Below are 19,063 nucleotides of genomic sequence, written 5' to 3' on the forward strand. Positions count from 1 at the left end.
AAAACTATGAAACTAAAACAAATTCAAGCAATTAACTGGAACCGCATTCAGGACGATAAAGATCTTGAGGTGTGGAACCGCCTGACCAGTAACTTTTGGCTGCCAGAAAAAGTGCCACTGTCCAACGACCTGCCCGCCTGGCAGTCGCTGGATAAGCAGCAGCAGCAGCTGACGATCCGGGTGTTTACTGGCCTGACGCTACTCGACACCATTCAAAACGTGATAGGTGCGCCAGGGCTAATGGATGATGCGATAACGCCGCATGAAGAGGCGGTACTGTCGAACATCAGCTTTATGGAAGCGGTACATGCACGCTCCTACAGCTCCATTTTTTCGACGTTATGCAATACCAATGATGTGGATGCCGCTTACGCGTGGAGCGAACAGAATGAACCGCTGCAAAACAAGGCGCGTATCATCCTTGAGCATTATCGTGCCGATGATCCGCTAAAGAAGAAAATCGCCAGCGTGTTTCTGGAATCATTTCTTTTCTACTCCGGTTTCTGGCTGCCAATGTATTGGTCGAGCCGCGGTAAACTCACCAATACCGCCGATTTGATTCGCCTGATCATTCGCGATGAAGCCGTACACGGTTATTACATCGGTTATAAGTTCCAAAAAGCTTTAGAAAAGGTCGATGAAGGCCGCCGCGAAGAGCTGCAACAGTTTGCTTACGATCTGCTGCTGGCGTTGTATGAAAATGAGGTAGCCTACACCGACGCGCTGTATGCCGATGTGGGCTGGGCTGATGAAGTCAAAACCTTCCTGCATTACAACGCCAACAAGGCGTTGATGAACCTTGGCTATGAAGCGTTATTCCCGGCGGAGTTGACCACGGTTAACCCAGCAATTCTTTCTGCACTTTCACCTAACGCAGACGAAAACCACGACTTTTTCTCGGGTTCAGGTTCTTCGTACGTAATGGGAAAAGCGGTAGAAACCGAAGACGAAGACTGGAACTTCTAATTTCCCCAATCGGGCCACTTTAGGCCCGAATAATTCTGCATTACACCCCGCATTCATTCGCAAAATCCCACTCTATTTTTTTTAATATATCCGTTCAATTAAATCATCATTTCACCGCCCATTCTGCTGCAATACGGCCTCTCTTTTAGCCGCTTTCACAACCAAACAGGCCGAAACAGGATTAAATTCGCTTTGCGATTTCAAAAAAAATAATTCAGCCGCATCCCTTACAGGCACTAGGAATATTCGCCATTGACACGCTTTCAGGGCGCGCCAATATCTGACTCAGGGTTGTCAGATAATCTGAGTATGCTACGGTATGGCCTGCTTAAATTTCATCGGGAAAGCAGTTTGATATTAAAAAATTTAACCAGGATTGTATTACTGCATGGCAATTAAACTCGAAGTAAAAAATCTCTATAAGATATTTGGCGACAATCCAGAACGCGCCTTTAAATACATAGAAAAGGGAGAAGGAAAGGACGTTATTCTCGAGAAAACCGGTTTATCTCTCGGGGTTAAAAATGCCAGTCTGGCCATTGAAGAAGGCGAGATCTTCGTCATCATGGGGTTATCCGGCTCAGGAAAATCGACCATGGTTCGCCTTCTCAATCGTCTGATAGAGCCCACTCGCGGCCAGGTCATCATTGATGGTGTCGATATTGCTAAAATATCGGACAGCGAACTGCGTGAAGTGCGCAGAAATAAGATCAGCATGGTATTCCAGTCATTCGCACTCATGCCACATATGAACGTGCTAAATAATACGGCTTTTGGCATGGAATTAGCGGGTGTTGATGTTGTTGAACGCCAGGAAAAAGCGTTAGATGCATTACGTCAGGTCGGCCTGGAAAATTATGCTCATGCTTACCCCGATGAACTTTCTGGTGGTATGCGTCAACGCGTTGGATTAGCCCGCGCATTAGCCATTAATCCTGACATATTATTAATGGATGAAGCCTTCTCTGCACTTGATCCGCTTATTCGCACCGAGATGCAGGATGAGCTGGTAAAATTACAGGCTAAACATCAGCGTACCATTGTATTTATTTCCCACGATCTTGATGAAGCGATGCGTATTGGCGATCGCATTGCCATTATGCAAGGCGGTGAAGTGGTTCAGGTGGGAACGCCGGATGAAATCCTCAATAATCCGGCCAATGATTATGTGCGCACCTTCTTCCGCGGCGTGGATATTAGCCATGTTTTCAGCGCCAAAGATATTGCTCGTCGCAGCGCTGGCGCGTTAATTCGCAAAGCGGCTGGTTTTGGTCCTCGTTCCGCCATTAAATTGCTGCAAGATGAAGATCGTGAATATGGCTACGTGCTGGAAAAACAGAAATTTGTCGGCGTTGTTTCAACCGATTCACTTAAAGCGGCTTTAGCGGCGGGAGAAGGCCTCGACAGCGCCCTGCTCTCGCTTCCTGCTGCGGTTCCTGCGGATACCTCGCTGAATGATTTGCTCTCGCATGTGGCTCAGGCGCCTTGCGCCGTGCCGGTTATCGGAGAAGAGAATCAGTACGTCGGTATCATTTCAAAGAGCATGTTATTACGCGCTTTAGATCGTGAAGGAGCCCAGCAATGAGTAAAGATGCAAGCAATCCGTGGGACGCTGCCAGCACACCCGCACAAACACCCCCACCAGCAGCCGATCAAAGCAGCGATCCCTGGTCAAGTCCAAGCAATGCAACATCGCCTGCCGACAGCAGCAATGCTGCAACACCAAGCGATGGAGGCGGCGCTGATGCATGGGGTGCTTCAGGCAGCAGCGGTGGGCATGATGCCGCAGCCAGCAGCGGCGACTGGTTAAACAGCGCGCCTGCGCCGCAGCCCGAGCATTTCAACCTGATGGACCCGTTTCATAAAACATGGATTCCGCTCGATCATTGGGTAACTGAAGGGATTGATTGGGTAGTGACCCATTTCCGTCCGCTGTTCCAGGGCATTCGCGTACCGATTGATTACATTCTTAGCGCGTTCCAGCAGATGCTGATGGGTATGCCTGCGCCTGTCGCGATTGTGCTGTTTGCACTCATCGCCTGGCAAATTGCCACGCCGGCAATGGGGATCGCCACGCTGATTTCACTGATTTTGATTGGTGCGATTGGTGCATGGTCACAAGCGATGGTGACGTTGGCGCTGGTCTTAACCGCGCTGCTGTTCTGTATCCTTATTGGATTGCCGTTGGGGATTTGGTTAGCGCGCAGTGAACGTGCGGGACGTATTGTGCGTCCGCTGCTGGATGCGATGCAAACCACACCCGCCTTCGTTTATCTGGTGCCGATTGTGATGTTGTTCGGTATCGGTAACGTGCCTGGCGTCGTGGTGACCATTATCTTTGCTTTGCCGCCCATTGTGCGCCTGACCATCCTTGGCATTAAACAGGTGCCTGCCGATCTGATCGAAGCGAGCGAATCTTTTGGTGCCAGCCCGCGTCAAATGTTGTTCAAAGTACAGTTACCGCTGGCGATGCCAACCATCATGGCGGGTGTCAACCAGACACTGATGCTGGCGCTGTCAATGGTGGTTATCGCGTCGATGATCGCCGTGGGCGGCTTGGGACAGATGGTATTACGCGGTATTGGTCGTCTTGATATGGGCCTCGCCACTGTTGGCGGCGTGGGCATCGTGATCCTCGCCATTATTCTTGACCGACTCACGCAATCAATGGGCCGCGATAGCCGCAGCCGTGGCAATCGCCACTGGTATTACTCTGGCCCGATTGGCCTGCTTTTATCCCCTTTCCGCAAAAAATGATTTTTCGGGCGGCACGCTGTGCCGCCAGCCTTGAAGCGACACCTAAAAATAAGGAATGACTATGCGCAAGACAGCTCCTCTGCTCGCCGCCGTGTTAACGACTTTCGCCGTTTCACACGTCTCCGCTGCCGACCTGCCAGGCAAAGGCATTACAGTTAAACCGGTTCAAAGCACCATTTCTGAAGAGACTTTTCAGACACTGCTGGTTAGCCGTGCGTTAGAGAAACTGGGTTACACCGTCGAAAAACCGAGTGAAGTCGATTACAACGTTGGCTACACCACCATTGCTGCGGGCGATGCCACATTCATCGCGACCAACTGGAAACCGCTGCATGATGATATGTATAAAGCGGCTGGCGGCGATGCAAAATTTTATCGGGCAGGAACTTATGTTACAGGTGCCGCGCAAGGCTACCTGATTGACAAGAAAACGGCTGAACAGCACCACATTACAAATATTGAGCAGTTGAAAGATCCGAAAATTGCCAAGCTTTTCGATACCAATGGTGACGGCAAAGCCGATATGACAGGCTGCACACCGGGCTGGGGCTGCGAAGCGGTCATTAATCATCAGATCAATGCCTTCGGCCTGAGCAATACGGTGGAGCACAACCAAGGTAATTACTCTGCGATGATTGCCGACACCATCACGCGCTTCAAGCAGGGTAAACCGGTTCTCTATTATACCTGGACACCGTATTGGGTCAGCGATGTATTAAAACCAGGCCGTGATGTGGTGTGGTTACAGGTGCCTTTTTCATCCATGCCGGGTGAACAGAAAAATGTCGATACCAAGTTACCGAATGGCTCAAACTACGGCTTCCCGGTGAACACCATGCATATCGTGGCAAACAAAGCCTGGGCTGAGAAAAACCCAGCCGCCGCGAAACTGTTCTCCGAAATGAAACTGCCGCTGGCCGATATCAACGCAGAAAATGCTGCTATGCACGATGGACAATCTTCTGAAGATGCTATCAATGGTCACGTTGATGGTTGGATCAAAGGCCATCAGGCTGAATTTGATAAATGGGTAACCGATGCCCAGGCTGCTGCTAAATAAAAAGCCACACAACGATCAAGGGCGGAACTTTCCGCCCTTTTTTGATCTTTTTTCCACTGGTATGTCCTGTTAATTAACACAACATTGAAATAGTTTTTTGAGTTACTATTAACTCATTATGATTATTACCCACCGTTCCCCTCAATGAATGCTTCCCGCCAGCGCTTAACGCCTGCATTAGTCCTGCTAATGTCGGTCGCTACAGGTTTGTCGGTTGCTAGCAATTATTATGTGCAGCCTCTGCTTCATACCATTGCTCAACAGTTTGATCTCTCAGTCAATCTAGCGGGATTTATCGTGACAGTCGCACAACTCGGCTATGCCTGCGGATTACTGCTGCTGGTTCCGCTGGGCGACATGCTGGAGCGGCGCGGACTGATCGTTGTCATGAGTTTGCTGGCCGCAGGCGGCATGGTGATCACGGCCCTCTCCACTTCGTTTGCCTTGTTACTGCTCGGTACGCTGATTACTGGCCTGTTTTCGGTGGTCGCACAAATTCTGGTGCCACTGGCCGCCACGTTGGCCGATCCAGATCGGCGCGGGAAAATTGTTGGCACGGTAATGAGCGGCCTGTTGTTAGGCATTTTGCTGGCGCGAACTGTTGCAGGTTTATTAACGCAGTTTGGCGGATGGCGTACCGTTTACTGGACCGCCAGCCTCTTAATGGCGCTGATGGCCGTGGCCTTGTGGCGCTTTTTGCCATCAACCAGGCAATCGGTTTCGCTGAATTATCCTCAACTGTTACGGTCCATTTTCCGTTTATATGCTGAAAATCGGGTGATTCGCACCCGCGCTTATACCGGTTGCCTCTCTTTCGCGAACTTCAGTGTAATGTGGACTTCGATGGCATTTCTGCTCTCTTCGCCACCTTACAATTTTTCGGAAAGCCAGATAGGCCTGCTGGGTTTGGTTGGCGCGGCAGGTGCACTGGCGGCACGTCAGGCCGGTGCGTTAGCCGATAAAGGCAAAGCAAAACTGACGACCAGCGCTGGCCTACTGATCATGCTGGCATCGTGGGCCGCTATTGCGTTGGGAGCACATTATCTTACTGCGCTGATTATCGGCATTTTGCTGCTCGATCTGGCTGTGCAAGCCGTCCACATCACCAATCAAAGCGTCATTTATGCGCAAAAGCCGGAGGCTCGTAATCGCCTCAACGCCGGTTACATGACCAGCTATTTTATCGGGGGTGCCTTCGGTTCATTCTTGTCGGCCAATGCTTACCATCTTGCGGGTTGGTATGGCGTCTGTGCTGCAGGTGCCTTAATGACATTAGTGAACCTTTTGATTTGGTGGCGTGGACACCGTTTTGAGAATGTTTAGGAAACGTAAAAGCGCCACCAAACTTTTGGTTGTGTCTGGTCACATTTGATTGGCTTTGTTATTGTTAGGCATAAAGCTATTCACTAAAGTTATTTTTTCTCGCGAAATTATTTGCTTTCGCACCGTTTTGATAGCGCATGCTGCCGCTGTTTGGCGCAGCGGGCGCGGGTTTCGCGCCCAAGGTCAGGGATAGACCTGGAATCACCCGATGTTGACAATGTGATCGTTCCCAATCACCAGCGGAAAATATGACCACGATTATTCTGTCACCAGAGTTATTATACTAGTTGCAATTAGTGAGGTTTTTTTAAATGGAAAGTTCGTTTACTCCCATTGAACAGATGCTAAACATCCGTGCTAACCGCCATAAAGATTTCCCGTTGCAGGAGATCATTCTGACGCGCCTGTGTATGCACATGCAGGGAAAGCTGTTAGACAACCGCAACAAAATGCTCAAGGCGCAGGGAATTAACGAAACCTTGTTTATGGCGCTGATTACGCTGGATGCGCAAGAAAACCAGAGCATCCAACCCTCAGAACTCAGCTCAGCGCTGGGCTCGTCGCGCACCAATGCTACGCGCATTGCCGATGAGCTGGAAAAGCGCGGCTGGATTGAACGTCGTGAAAGCGAACACGATCGCCGTTGCCTGCACCTGCATCTGACCGAAAAAGGCAATGACTTCCTGCGACAGGTTCTGCCGCCACAGCATCAAAGCCTGCAATATTTGTGGTCTTCTTTGTCGGTAGATGAGAAGTCACAACTGGAAGGGATTACCCGTAAGTTGCTTAACCGCTTAGATAAAATGGACGAAGATCAGCTTATCGCCTCGCTGTCGCGCTAATAGCAAGAAGTGCGACACAATCACCCTTCGAAACCGTTATTTTAATCCCCTTTTTATCAGGCCAGCGCTCAGTCGCTGGCTTTTTTCGACTCGGGCGTCTGCGAGAAGGGATCCCCGCACCCCGGTTAAATGGAAAACGTGGAGAACGACATGAGTGCAACGGCAGAAGCACAAAGCCCGCAACAGCCTGGAAATAAAAAGAAAAAGCGCAAAGTTGTGCTAACAGGGCTGGCGATCATCTTTGTGCTGATCGGTATTGCGTGGCTGGTTTATTGGTTTTTGGTGCTGCGTCACTATCAGGAAACAGATGACGCTTATGTTGCCGGTAACCAGGTGCAGGTGATGGCACAGGTTTCAGGTAGCGTGAATAAAGTGTGGTTCGACGACACTGATTTCGTCAAAAAAGGAGATGTGCTGGTTTCGCTGGATAAAACTGATGCCGAACAGGCGTTTGAAAAAGCGCAAACGGCGTTAGCCACCAGCGTACGTCAAACGCATCAGCTGATGATTAACGGCAAACAATACCAAGCCAGCATCAAGCTACAGCAAACTGCTTTGCAGCAAGCCGAAGCCGATCTAAAGCGCCGCGAACCGCTAGGCGCTTCTAACCTGATTGGTCGTGAGGAGCTGCAACACTCGCGTGATGCAGTAGCCACAGCCAAAGCACAGCTCGATGTCGCTGAACAGCAATACAACGCGAATCAGGCGATGATTCTCCAGACCTCGCTGGAAAACCAGCCAGCGGTAAAACAGAGCGCCGCAGAGCTACGTGATGCCTGGTTGGCGTTGCAGCGTACCGATATTCGTAGCCCAATGGATGGATATGTTTCGCGTCGTAGCGTGCAAGTTGGTTCACAGATCAGCACCAGCACGCCGTTAATGGCAGTGGTGCCTGCCACCAATTTGTGGGTGGATGCCAACTTTAAAGAGACTCAGCTGGCAGGCGTGCGTATCGGCCAGCCCGCCACCGTGGTCGCTGATATTTATGGCGATGAAGTGGTTTATCACGGCAAAGTTGTGGGGCTTGATATGGGCACCGGCAGCGCCTTTTCGCTGTTGCCCGCGCAGAACGCAACCGGGAACTGGATCAAAGTGGTTCAGCGTCTGCCGGTACGTATCGAGCTGAATCAGCTAGATATTGCTCAACATCCGCTGCGTATTGGCCTTTCAACCTTGGTGAAAGTGGATACCAGCGTGACGGGCGGCAGTGCGCTGGCCACCAGCGTACGCCAACAAGCGGCTTACAGCAGTAATGCGCTGGCGATTGACCTCATGCCGGTTAATCAGCTGATCACCGATATCGTCCGCGCCAACGCCGGATGATGATGCGGAGGCTGTAATGGCACAAAAACCGCTTGAAGGGATGCCGCTGGTCTTAATGACCATCGCGTTGTCGCTGGCGACGTTCATGCAGGTACTGGACTCGACCATTGCTAACGTGGCTATTCCTACTATTGCCGGTAATCTCGGCGCCTCGAACTCACAAGGCACATGGGTCATTACCTCGTTCGGGGTGGCAAATGCCATCTCGATCCCGATTACCGGCTGGCTGGCAAAACGCATTGGTGAAGTGAAGCTGTTCACCTGGGCGACCATCCTGTTTGCTATCGCCTCTTGGGCGTGCGGCATGTCAGAAAGCTTGGAAATGCTGATTTTCTTCCGCGTGATTCAAGGCATTGTTGCTGGCCCGCTGATTCCGCTGTCGCAAAGTTTACTACTGAGTAATTACCCTCCGGCGAAGCGCAGTATCGCGCTGTCGCTGTGGGCAATGACGGTGATCGTGGCCCCTATTTGTGGCCCGATTCTCGGTGGCTGGATCAGTGACAATTATCATTGGGGTTGGATCTTCTTCATTAACGTGCCGATTGGGGCGGTGGTGGTGATGTTAACGCTGCAAACCTTGCGTGGCCGCGAAACCAAAACCGAAATACGTCCTATTGATATGGTCGGGTTAGTGTTGTTGGTGGTCGGCATTGGTTGTTTGCAGGTGATGCTGGATCGCGGCAAAGAGCTCGACTGGTTTAGCTCAACGGAGATCATTGTGCTAGCCGTTGTGGCGGTGATTGCCTTGGCTGTGCTGCTGGTTTGGGAGCTAACTGACGACCATCCCATAGTCGATTTGTCGTTGTTTAAATCACGTAATTTCACTATCGGCTGTTTGTCGATTAGCCTGGCTTACATGCTCTACTTCGGCTCGATTGTTTTGCTGCCGCAGCTATTGCAGGAGGTATATGGCTACACGGCAACCTGGGCAGGACTGGCGTCAGCGCCGGTCGGGATTATTCCGGTTATCCTGTCGCCAATTATTGGCCGCTTTGCCCATAAGCTGGATATGCGTCGTCTGGTGACCTTCAGCTTTATTATGTATGCCGTCTGTTTTTACTGGCGTGCTTACACGTTCGAACCAGGCATGGATTTTGGCGCATCGGCATGGCCGCAGTTTATTCAGGGCTTTGCGGTAGCGTGCTTCTTTATGCCGCTGACGACGATTACTTTGTCGGGTTTGACGCCGGATCGTCTGGCGGCAGCCTCAAGTCTGTCGAACTTTGTCCGAACGCTAGCGGGCTCGATTGGCACGTCGATTACCACTACCCTGTGGACCGATCGCGAATCCATGCATCACAGCTATTTGTCGGAATCTGTAACGCCGTATAATGTTAATTCGCAGCAGATGTACGATAAGTTGGAAAGTATGGGCATGACACATCAGCAAGCGTCAGCTTATATCGCGCAGCAAATTACCAATCAGGGATTGATCATCTCGGCAAACGAGATTTTCTGGGCATCGGCGGGCGTATTTTTGATTCTGCTGGTGCTGATTTGGTTTGCGCGTCCACCTTTTGGTGCGGGTGGCGGCGGAGGCGGTGCGCACTAACGCTAAAAAGCAAAACGGGCCTTTCGGCCCGTTTTTTTATGCGTTTTGACGCCACCATTCAGCAAGCAATACGCCGGTCGCAACCGAGACGTTGAGGCTTTCAACGTTACCGGTTCCGCCGATTGACACACTCATGTCGCCCTGCTGGAAAGCACTGTCCGACAAGCCTTCGCGCTCCTGGCCCAATACCAACACCATTTTGGCCGGCAATTTAGCCTTCGCCAATGGCGTACCTTCATGGCTTGACGTCGTGACAATGGTGTAACCGGCTTTACGGAACGCTTCAAGGCCTTCGTTGAAGGAGTAAGCACTGATGGATTGCACATACTCTGCTCCGCCTTCTGCGGTGCGAACAGCCGCACCCGATTCCAGCAGCGAGGCATCATTCACCAGCACACCTTTCACACCGAAGTGTGCGCAGCTTCGCATAATGCCGCCGAGGTTGTGTGGGTTGCTGACATCTTCCAACGCTAAGATGCAATCTTTTTCATCGGCTTTGCTCAACCACTCTGATACTGCCATGCCCATGCGTTTTTTAATCAGGAAGCAAACGCCGCCATGATGTTCAGTGCCTGAAGCTTTGGTGATCTCAGCATCTTCTACTACATGGTAGGCTTTGCGGTTTGCTGCTAACCAGCGCAGCGCTTCACGGAAACGCGGCGTCACTTCCTGAACAAACCAGGCGCGTACAATCGCTTCCGGGCGGCTCTGGAACAGCGCCTGACAGGCGTTTTCACCATAAACACGCGTCTCTTCTAAACGCTGACGGCGAATCTGTTCTGGATCGACAAAACTTTTACCGCTGATGCCGCCGTGATCGGGTTTGTCATCTGCTGCTTCAGTTGAAGCAGACGGCGGACGGGAAATGGTACGCCAAGGTGAATCTTCGCCGCCACCGCGTGGTTTACGGCTGTCGTCGAAACGGTCATTGCGTGGACCTGAAGAGCGACCTTCGTTGCGGTCGTTGCGCGGGCCTGAAGAGCGGCCTTCATTACGGTCACTGCGAGGGCCAGAAGGACGCGCTTCGCTGCGGTCACCATATGGACCGGAAGAACGACCTTCATTACGGTCGTTGCGTGGACCTGAAGAGCGGCCTTCATTACGTTCAGTGCGGGGACCAGAAGAACGACGAGTATCTTCCTGGCGGGCAGCGGGACGGCCACCTTTGCCTGTACGAGGATTGGGTGCACGTGCACTTTTATCGTCCTCGCCACGCACATACATCACTTTGACCTTACCACTTTTGCCTTTAAATTCGTCGTTCATTTGTTCCTCCTGCATTGAGAGCGCGAAGATTACCTGATGTGCTGGCGCTTAGCTATCAACTATTGAACCTATTGGGAAATCCAAATTGAGCGGTTCTTTTACCCCTTTCATAATGGACAATAAATACCAGACTGACACGTTCCAACCTCAGAGGTTCCTATGAATACGGTATGTGCTTCCTGCCAGGCAACCAATCGCGTTCCGCAAGAACGACTTGCCGATGGAGCAACATGTGGTCGCTGCGGCACCGCGTTATTTAATGGCGAAGTGATTAGCGCTACTGCTGCCACGCTAGACAAGTATCTGCAAGATGATTTGCCGGTTGTCGTCGATTTTTGGGCCCCCTGGTGCGGGCCTTGCGTGAACTTTGCACCGGTATTCAAAGATGTTGCCGGTGAACGAAGCGGACAAGTGCGCTTTATTAAAGTTAACACCGAAGCCGAACCTGCGCTTAGCGCGCGTTTCCGCATTCGCAGCATTCCTACCATTATGCTGTTTAAGAAAGGCGAAATGGTTGACATGCTTAACGGTGCAATGCCAAAAGCGCCGTTTAATGAATGGCTCGACGAATCGCTTTAATCCTCAAAGGCCAGCCACGCTGGCCTTTTCCTTTTCTGTTGCGCTTCGATTACACTGACGTTTTTCCTGTCCCGAATAATCATGTCTGATAACGCCGTATTACGCCTGCGTACTCAACGCCTGGCGCGCGCCACGCGCCCTTTTCTCGCTCGCGGTAACCGTGTGTTGCGCTGTCAGGGTTGCCTGTTGCCAGAAAAACTCTGCCTCTGCTCCTCAATCCAGCCACAAACGGCACGCAGCCGCTTTTGTCTGGTGATGTTTGATACGGAACCGATGAAACCAAGTAATACCGGGCGTTTGATTGCCGATATTCTGCCGGAAACGCAGGCTTTTGGTTGGTCGCGCATCGAACCGGATCCGTTATTACTGCAAGCCGTGGCTAATCCCATGTATCAACCGCTGGTGGTTTTTCCTGCTGCCTATGCTGATCCTGACCGCGAAGTGTTAACTGCCCCGCCGCTGAGCGGTAAACCGCCACTGTTTATTATGCTGGATGGTACCTGGAGCGAAGCGCGTAAAATGTTCCGCAAAAGTCCGTGGCTGGATGCGTTGCCGGTGATGTCGCTCAATGTCAGCACACCGTCGCGTTATACCCTGCGTGAAGCGCACGGTGAGGGGCAACACTGTACCGCCGAAGTGGCGGCAGCGCTGCTTGAACAAGCAGGAGATCGATTCGCAGCCGATGCACTACTTAACCATTTCGAGCAATTCCGCGCCGCCTACTTAGCCGGTAAACCGCATCATCCTGGCCAGGCAACAGAAATCTGAAGAAGATCTGTAGCTTGCGATCTGCCGGGCGGCAGGGTCGCTAAAAAGCGTTTACAATCATGCAAATCCTGAGCTCTGGAGAGCGAGATGAGCCAACGCGGACTGGAAGCGCTGTTACGACCTAAATCGATTGCGGTGATTGGTGCTTCAGTAAAGCCCGGGCGTGCCGGGTATTTTATGATGCGCAATCTGTTGGCGGGCGGCTTTAGCGGCCCGGTTCTGCCGGTCACGCCAAAATACAAAGCGGTCAGCGGCGTACTCGCCTGGCCCACCATCGACAGTTTACCTTTCGCACCCGATCTTGCAGTGATCTGCACTCACGCCCGACGCAATTTTGAACTACTGCAACAGCTCGGCGAAAAAGGCTGCAAAGCCTGCATTATTCTCTCCGCTCCTGCCAGCCAGTTAGAAGAGCTTAAAGCCTGTGCCAGCCGATGGCAGATCCGTTTGCTCGGCCCCAACAGTTTAGGCTTGCTCGCGCCGTGGCAAGGTTTAAATGCCAGCTTTTCGCCAGTACCGATTGAAAAAGGCCGTATCGCGTTTATTTCGCAATCCGCTGCCGTTTCCAACACTATTCTGGACTGGGCGCAGCAGCGTAACTTGGGATTTTCCTGGTTTATCGCTTTAGGCGATAGTTTAGATACTGATGTTGACGATCTGCTCGACTTCCTCGCTCGCGACGGCAAAACCAGCGCCATACTGCTCTATCTTGAACACCTAAGTGATGCGCGACGTTTTGTCTCTGCTTCGCGCAGTGCATCGCGTAACAAACCCATTTTAGTGATAAAAAGTGGCCGCAGCCGGCAGGCACAAGCGCTACTCGGCACCCACAGCGGGCTGGATGCCGCCTGGGATGCCGCAATTCAACGCGCCGGATTGCTGCGGGTGCAGGACACACATGAACTCTTCACAGCCGTGGAATCATTGAGTCATATGCGTCCACTGCGCGGCGAGCGTTTAATGATTGTCAGCAACGGCGCTGCGCCGGCCGCGCTGGCGCTTGATGAACTTTATGCGCGTAACGGCAAGTTAGCGACGCTGAATGCAGAGACACTACAGCAGCTCGCCGACGTATTACCAGAAGGGACCGGCTACGGTAATCCACTGGATTTAAAAGACGATGCTACGCCAGAACGCTACGTTGCCTGCATCAATATTCTGCTGAATAGCCATGATCTTGATGCATTGATGATAATCCATGCACCTAGCGCCGTTGCGCCTGCTACGGAATCAGCAGAGCAGTTGATCAACGCGATTTCTCAGCATCCGCGTGGCAAGCTGGTTACGCTGCTGACCAACTGGAGCGGTGAGTTTTCATCGCAGGCTGCACGGCGTGCTTTTACCCAAGCAGGGATCCCAACCTGGCGTACGCCTGAAGGTACGGTGACGGCATTTATGCATCAGGTGGAATATCGCCGTAATCAAAAGCAGTTACGTGAAACGCCAGCCCTGCCCACCAGCCTGACGCAAGATAGCGCGCAGGCACATCAGTTACTGTCTCAAGCGTTGGAAAAAGGCATTACCTCGCTTGATACGCATGAAGTTCAACCCGTCTTAGACGCATACGGTTTAGCGACATTACCTACATGGATCGCCAGCGACAGCGCGGCGGCGGTGGCCATTGCAGAGCAGATTGGTTATCCGGTAGCGCTTAAGCTGCGCTCGCCAGATATCGCGCATAAATCAGATGTACAAGGCGTGATGCTTTATTTGCGTAACGCTGCAGAGGTGCAAGGTGCGGCAGACGCGATTTTTGATCGCGTTAAACACACTTTGCCCCAGGCACGTATCGAAGGTTTATTAGTGCAAAGCATGGCGAATCGCGCGGGAGCACAAGAACTGCGTGTGGTTGTTGAGCATGACGCCCTGTTTGGCCCCATTATCATGTTGGGAGAAGGTGGCGTTGAGTGGCAAGCCGATAAACAAGCTGCCGTTGCGCTGCCACCGCTGAACATGACGCTGGCGCGTTACCTGGTGATTCAGGCGATTAAAAGTGGCAAAATTCGCAGCCGTAGCGCGTTGAACCCGCTTGATATTGCTGGCTTGAGTCAATTGCTGGTTCAGGTATCTAACCTTGTCGTGGATTGCCCGGAGATTCAGCGGCTCGACATCCATCCGCTGCTGGTGTCTGGCAATGACTTTACCCTGCTCGACGTAACGCTGAACCTTGCCCCTTTCAGCGGTGACAATGAAGCGCGCTTGGCCATTCGTCCTTATCCTCAGCATCTTGAAGAACAGGTTGAATTAAAAGATGGTCAATATTGCCTGTTCCGGCCTATTTTGCCTGAGGATGAGCCGCTGCTACGCGATTTTATTGGACAGGTCACTAAAGAAGATCTCTATTATCGCTATTTTAGTGAGATCAATGAATTTACTCATGACGATCTTGCCAATATGACGCAGATTGATTATGACCGTGAAATGGCGATTATTGCCCTCCGACAGCATCAGGGGCAGCCAGAAATTATTGGCGTGACGCGGGCCATTTCTGATGCGGATAATGTCGATGCGGAATTTTCGGTGCTCGTGCGCTCTGATTTGAAAGGCCTTGGCATGGGACGACGTTTACTGGAAAAGATGATTCGCTATACCCGCGATCACGGTCTGCAACAATTGAACGGTATCACCATGCCCCATAATCGCGGCATGATTACTTTGGCGCGAAAACTCAACTTTCATGTTGATATTCAATTGGATGACGGTATTGTCAGTCTTAAATTGTCGCTGCAGGATGATATCAACTAACCTTGTAGAGAAAGGTAAAAATCGCCCCGATCAGCGTCGTTGATGTTATTATTTATCGTTATGACCCTGATTTGATGGCAAAAGGCCATGCAATGAACAGAGAAGAAGTGCACTGTGATGTTGTCTAAATTTAAACGTAATAAACACCAACAACACCTCGCACAGCTGCCGAAACTGTCACAATCCGTTGCGGATGTGTCGACACTTTACTCGCCTGCCGAATTTCGTCAGACGCTGCTGGAGAAGATCGCGGCAGCGCAATCCCGCATTTGCATCGTTGCGCTTTACCTGGAAAATGATGATGGTGGTCGCGCTATCATGAATGCACTCTATGCGGCGAAACAAGCGCGCCCGCATTTGGATATCAGCATTCTGGTTGACTGGCATCGTGCGCAGCGTGGACGTATTGGCGCCGCTCGCGGCCTGACCAACGCTGACTGGTATTGCGAGATGGCGACGCAGCATGCGGATATCGCTATTCCCGTTTACGGCATTCCGGTAAACACGCGTGAAGCGCTCGGTGTACTGCATCTTAAGGGCTTCATCATTGATGATACGCTGCTTTATAGCGGTGCCAGCCTGAACGACGTCTATCTGCATCAGCATGATAAATACCGTTATGACCGCTATCAGATAATCCGAAATCCAGTGCTGGCTGATACCATGTTTGAATGGATGAATATCAACCTAAAGCAGGCAGAAGCAGTAAATCGGCTGGATTTTGCTGAACGCCCTTCAAGCCCGGAAATTAAAAATGAAACTCGCCAGTTCCGTCAGGATCTGCGCGGTTTTAATTATCAGTTTGAAGGTAACGGACATAATGAAGAGCTGACGGTAACGCCGCTAGTGGGATTGGGCAAACGCAGCTTACTGAACAAGACCATCTTTCATTTGATGCCTTGCGCGGAGCAAAAACTGGTAATTTGCACCCCTTACTTTAATATGCCCGCGATTTTGGTCAGAAACATCATCCACTTACTGCGTCAGGGTAAGAAGGTTGAGATTATTGTTGGCGATAAAACTGCTAATGATTTCTATATTCCTGAAGATCAGCCGTTTAAAATTATCGGCGCTCTACCTTATCTCTATGAAATTAATCTTCGCCGCTTCCTGAGTCGCTTACAGTATTATGTGGATAACGATCAGCTAGTTGCGCGATTGTGGAAAGATGGCGAAAACAGCTATCACCTGAAAGGGATATGGGTCGACGATGAATGGCAGCTGATTACCGGTAATAACCTTAATCCGCGTGCATGGCGACTCGATCTTGAAAATGCAGTATTGATTCACGATCCGCTGCAACAGCTTACGGAGCAACGTGAAAAAGAGTTAACGTTGATTCGTCAGCATACGACTGTGGTGAAACATTATCGCGAGCTGGAAAGTATTGCCGATTACCCTGCAAAGGTTCGCAAACTTATCCGCCGCCTGCGTCGTATCCGTATCGACCGTTTGATCAGTCGCATTCTATAATCGGCGTGGGCTTTTCAGGAAAACCCACCCGTATTTTGCTGTTTGCTGCTGTGCTCTGTAACGGTTGTGCTCACGTCGCGGAAGATCGCTGGACAGGCAAGGATAAAGCAGAGCATTTCTTTGCTTCAGCGGCTTTGGCAGCGGCTGGCAGCGAATATGGCGATCATCAGCACCTATCCACGCGTCAAAGCAGCACGATAGGAATGATGTTTTCTCTGAGTTTTGGCGTCGGAAAAGAGTGGTTTGACAGCCGCCACGATGGCAGCGGCTGGAGTTGGAAAGATTTAGCCTTGGATGTTGCCGGAGCGTCTAGCGGCATCGCTTTGTGGAATTTGAGCCATTAAAGCTTGATGCCCTTGCCACGTTTGTGCAGCATTAGTGAGACTAAAAATGCCAGCGCGCCCATTGCCGAAACGTACCAGAAGAAGGTCGTTTCAATTCCCTGTTGCTTCATCAACAAGGCAATGTATTCTGCCGAGCCTCCAAAAATTGCATTCGCAACCGCGTAAGATAAACCCACACCTAATGCTCGCACCTGCGGCGGAAACATCTCAGCCTTCAAGATGCCACTGATCGCGGTATAAAAGCTGGTGATGAGTAAGGCAAGCATAATCAGTAGAAAAGCGATCCATGGACTTTGTACATTTTGCAGCAGAGTCAGGATTGGAACAGTACAGATCGCTGCACCCGCCCCGAAGATCATCATCGATCCACGTCGACCAATCTTATCTGACAATGCCCCAATGGCGGGTTGCAACAACATGAAGAACAGCAATGCGCCAGTCATCAATCCGCTCGCTGTTTTAGCATCCATACCTGCTGTATTAACTAAATACTTCTGCATATAGGTTGTGAAGGTATAAAAGCTGAGTGAACCGCCGGCTGTAAAACCTAAAACCATTAAAAAAGCACGCGTATGATTACGCAGCAATCCACGAACGCTGCCTGCATCTTCATGTTCACGGCTTTTCTTGTCCGAAGTTTCTTCCAGAGATCGACGCAGCCATAACGCCACAATAGCCAGTGCTGCACCAAGGAAAAACGGGATACGCCATCCCCAGTTACGCAGTTCTTCGTCGCTGAGGGTGAACTGCAATATGACCACCGTCAACACTGCCGTTAATTGGCCACCAATCAGGGTGACATATTGAAAAGAAGCGTAGAATCCTTTACGTCCTTCAAGCGCGACTTCACTCATATAGGTTGCGCTAGTACCGTATTCGCCTCCTACTGATAAGCCCTGAAACATACGTGCCAGTAACAAAATAATGGGTGCAGCAACCCCGATGCTTTCATAGCCAGGCAAACATGCAATGACCAGTGATCCAAAACACATCATGCATACGGAGATCAGCATTGATTTCTTTCGGCCATGGCGATCTCCAATATAACCAAATAACCATCCCCCAATGGGTCGCATTAAAAAACCCGCGGCAAATACGCCGGCTGTTTGCAGCAACTGCGTTGTGGTATCGCCTGCCGGAAAGAAAATATGTGCGAAGTAGAGTGAGAAAAATGAATATACATAGAAATCAAACCACTCAACTAAGTTGCCCGATGATGCACCTACGATGGCCCAAATGCGTTTTTTTGTTGAATCAGGATGCGAGCTTTCGTCGCTTTGGTTTTTGATGATATCTGTCATGCCTTGCCTCTTTTCCTTGCTGATAAGCAGCGTTAAAGGATTGAGTAAAGCATTTGTTAAGGGCTAACGGGAAGTGGATCAACTCTGATATTGCGATTTGTGACTGGACCGATTATTTGCTTGTAACACATGCAATTTTTACAGGGAATACCTGTATAAATTGTTGTTGAGAGCTGGCTATATTGAGTGATTTAAAAACAAATAGGTACCAGAAATCACTTTATGGCGGGAGGGTACTGATGAAAGCGCTGAGGCCTTAACCGGCGGACACGTTATTGCCGTGGCCGGCGATGCCTGCCCGGCGCTTCACGTCCCCGTTCTGAACATCAGCCGGCCTGACCGGGTGGCTGACTTTATCGCCGGCTGGCTTGCCGGCCGCTGAGCCGGCGGTATTTAGCACCTGATGCGCCGGTATTTACCGCTTGCCGCTGCCGTCTGCCCGGATGCAGGACGTAAAAAAGCCCTTTGCGGATGCAAAGGGCTTTTTACTTAATTGATGCCTGGCAGTTCCCTACTCTCGCATGGGGAGACCCCACACTACCATCGGCGCTACGGCGTTTCACTTCTGAGTTCGGCATGGGGTCAGGTGGGACCACCGCGCTACAGCCGCCAGGCAAATTCTGTTGTCCCGCGCCGCTTCTGCCGCGCAGGTGTATCCGTCGAACAAGCTGAAAATCTCTGTCTCTACAACCAAAACGCCTCTGGCGTTGTAAGGTTAAGCCTCACGGGTCATTAGTACCGGTTAGCTCAACGCATCGCTGCGC

General features: G+C 51.1%; 15 protein-coding genes and 1 rRNA gene. 13 read left to right on the top strand and 3 right to left on the bottom strand.

All coding sequences use genetic code 11. The features are described 5' to 3' along the window. Nucleotides 1-6 precede the first annotated feature (6 nt). From nrdF to emrB, 8 genes are all read left to right on the top strand, one after another. Nucleotides 7-966 carry a class 1b ribonucleoside-diphosphate reductase subunit beta gene (gene nrdF / locus SC127_RS03595; RefSeq protein WP_215845808.1) on the top strand — a complete coding sequence of 320 codons (960 nt, stop codon included), beginning with the start codon at nt 7-9 and terminating at the stop codon, nt 964-966. Between the two features lie 388 nt (nt 967-1,354). Beyond that, a complete protein-coding gene (gene proV / locus SC127_RS03600; protein ID WP_215845807.1) occupies nt 1,355-2,551 on the top strand; it encodes a glycine betaine/L-proline ABC transporter ATP-binding protein ProV in 1,197 nt (398 codons plus the stop codon). After that, the gene (gene proW, locus SC127_RS03605) at nt 2,548-3,723 is read left to right on the top strand and encodes a glycine betaine/L-proline ABC transporter permease ProW (protein ID WP_332625270.1); all 1,176 of its coding nucleotides are present in this window, start codon (nt 2,548-2,550) and stop codon (nt 3,721-3,723) included. Before proV ends, proW begins: the two co-directional genes overlap by 4 nt. A gap of 61 nt (nt 3,724-3,784) precedes the next feature. Next, nucleotides 3,785-4,783, top strand: a complete 999-nt coding sequence (proX, locus tag SC127_RS03610) for a glycine betaine/L-proline ABC transporter substrate-binding protein ProX (protein WP_215845805.1) — start codon at nt 3,785-3,787, stop codon at nt 4,781-4,783. Nucleotides 4,784-4,927: 144 nt separating this feature from the next. Beyond that, entirely contained in the window at nt 4,928-6,106 is a 1,179-nt protein-coding gene (locus SC127_RS03615; RefSeq protein ID WP_332625272.1) for an MFS transporter, read from the top strand. 311 nt (nt 6,107-6,417) lie between these two features. Beyond that, entirely contained in the window at nt 6,418-6,948 is a 531-nt protein-coding gene (gene mprA, locus SC127_RS03620; RefSeq protein WP_215845803.1) for a transcriptional repressor MprA, read from the top strand. A gap of 150 nt (nt 6,949-7,098) precedes the next feature. Then, a complete protein-coding gene (gene emrA / locus SC127_RS03625; RefSeq protein WP_332625273.1) occupies nt 7,099-8,271 on the top strand; it encodes a multidrug efflux MFS transporter periplasmic adaptor subunit EmrA in 1,173 nt (390 codons plus the stop codon). A 16-nt stretch (nt 8,272-8,287) separates the two neighbouring features. Further along, complete coding sequence (gene emrB / locus SC127_RS03630) at nt 8,288-9,823, top strand: multidrug efflux MFS transporter permease subunit EmrB (protein ID WP_215845801.1); 1,536 nt, start codon at nt 8,288-8,290, stop codon at nt 9,821-9,823. A 36-nt stretch (nt 9,824-9,859) separates the two neighbouring features. Here the strand turns inward: emrB and SC127_RS03635 are convergent, their stop codons facing one another. Next, the gene (locus SC127_RS03635) at nt 9,860-11,089 is read right to left on the bottom strand and encodes a tRNA/rRNA methyltransferase (RefSeq protein WP_332625275.1); all 1,230 of its coding nucleotides are present in this window, start codon (nt 11,087-11,089) and stop codon (nt 9,860-9,862) included. Nucleotides 11,090-11,248: 159 nt separating this feature from the next. Here SC127_RS03635 and trxC point away from each other — a divergent pair, with 159 nt between their 5' ends. From trxC to SC127_RS03665, 5 genes are all read left to right on the top strand, one after another. Further along, a complete protein-coding gene (trxC, locus tag SC127_RS03640) occupies nt 11,249-11,668 on the top strand; it encodes a thioredoxin TrxC (protein ID WP_215845799.1) in 420 nt (139 codons plus the stop codon). An 81-nt stretch (nt 11,669-11,749) separates the two neighbouring features. Then, nucleotides 11,750-12,436: a tRNA-uridine aminocarboxypropyltransferase gene (locus SC127_RS03645; RefSeq protein ID WP_243077362.1), complete on the top strand. Its 687-nt coding sequence runs from the start codon at nt 11,750-11,752 to the stop codon at nt 12,434-12,436. An 87-nt stretch (nt 12,437-12,523) separates the two neighbouring features. Further along, the gene (locus SC127_RS03650) at nt 12,524-15,181 is read left to right on the top strand and encodes a bifunctional acetate--CoA ligase family protein/GNAT family N-acetyltransferase (protein WP_332625279.1); all 2,658 of its coding nucleotides are present in this window, start codon (nt 12,524-12,526) and stop codon (nt 15,179-15,181) included. A gap of 117 nt (nt 15,182-15,298) precedes the next feature. Further along, a complete protein-coding gene (pssA, locus tag SC127_RS03660; RefSeq protein WP_215848227.1) occupies nt 15,299-16,654 on the top strand; it encodes a CDP-diacylglycerol--serine O-phosphatidyltransferase in 1,356 nt (451 codons plus the stop codon). 35 nt (nt 16,655-16,689) lie between these two features. Beyond that, a complete protein-coding gene (locus tag SC127_RS03665; protein ID WP_442955737.1) occupies nt 16,690-16,998 on the top strand; it encodes a YfiM family lipoprotein in 309 nt (102 codons plus the stop codon). Here the strand turns inward: SC127_RS03665 and SC127_RS03670 are convergent. Together SC127_RS03670 and rrf are read right to left on the bottom strand one after the other, a co-directional pair. Next, nucleotides 16,995-18,299: an MFS family transporter gene (locus tag SC127_RS03670; RefSeq protein ID WP_215845795.1), complete on the bottom strand. Its 1,305-nt coding sequence runs from the start codon at nt 18,297-18,299 to the stop codon at nt 16,995-16,997. The two genes, SC127_RS03665 and SC127_RS03670, sit on opposite strands and share 4 nt — an antisense overlap. A gap of 498 nt (nt 18,300-18,797) precedes the next feature. Continuing rightward, a 5S ribosomal RNA gene (gene rrf, locus SC127_RS03675) occupies nt 18,798-18,913 on the bottom strand. Nucleotides 18,914-19,063 lie beyond the last annotated feature (150 nt).

This window comes from Pantoea sp. T14 (assembly GCF_036663535.1).
Classification (GTDB): domain Bacteria; phylum Pseudomonadota; class Gammaproteobacteria; order Enterobacterales; family Enterobacteriaceae; genus Pantoea; species Pantoea phytostimulans.

Excerpts from the sequence above, each read along its gene's own strand:
- nrdF (WP_215845808.1), top strand. The coding sequence starts at position 7 with ATGAAACTAAAACAAATTCAAGCAATTAACTGGAACCGCATTCAGGAC.
- proV (WP_215845807.1), top strand. The coding sequence starts at position 1,355 with ATGGCAATTAAACTCGAAGTAAAAAATCTCTATAAGATATTTGGCGAC.
- proW (WP_332625270.1), top strand. The coding sequence starts at position 2,548 with ATGAGTAAAGATGCAAGCAATCCGTGGGACGCTGCCAGCACACCCGCA.
- proX (WP_215845805.1), top strand. The coding sequence starts at position 3,785 with ATGCGCAAGACAGCTCCTCTGCTCGCCGCCGTGTTAACGACTTTCGCC.
- SC127_RS03615 (WP_332625272.1), top strand. The coding sequence starts at position 4,928 with ATGAATGCTTCCCGCCAGCGCTTAACGCCTGCATTAGTCCTGCTAATG.
- mprA (WP_215845803.1), top strand. The coding sequence starts at position 6,418 with ATGGAAAGTTCGTTTACTCCCATTGAACAGATGCTAAACATCCGTGCT.
- emrA (WP_332625273.1), top strand. The coding sequence starts at position 7,099 with ATGAGTGCAACGGCAGAAGCACAAAGCCCGCAACAGCCTGGAAATAAA.
- emrB (WP_215845801.1), top strand. The coding sequence starts at position 8,288 with ATGGCACAAAAACCGCTTGAAGGGATGCCGCTGGTCTTAATGACCATC.
- SC127_RS03635 (WP_332625275.1), bottom strand. The coding sequence starts at position 11,089 with ATGAACGACGAATTTAAAGGCAAAAGTGGTAAGGTCAAAGTGATGTAT.
- trxC (WP_215845799.1), top strand. The coding sequence starts at position 11,249 with ATGAATACGGTATGTGCTTCCTGCCAGGCAACCAATCGCGTTCCGCAA.
- SC127_RS03645 (WP_243077362.1), top strand. The coding sequence starts at position 11,750 with ATGTCTGATAACGCCGTATTACGCCTGCGTACTCAACGCCTGGCGCGC.
- SC127_RS03650 (WP_332625279.1), top strand. The coding sequence starts at position 12,524 with ATGAGCCAACGCGGACTGGAAGCGCTGTTACGACCTAAATCGATTGCG.
- pssA (WP_215848227.1), top strand. The coding sequence starts at position 15,299 with ATGTTGTCTAAATTTAAACGTAATAAACACCAACAACACCTCGCACAG.
- SC127_RS03670 (WP_215845795.1), bottom strand. The coding sequence starts at position 18,299 with ATGACAGATATCATCAAAAACCAAAGCGACGAAAGCTCGCATCCTGAT.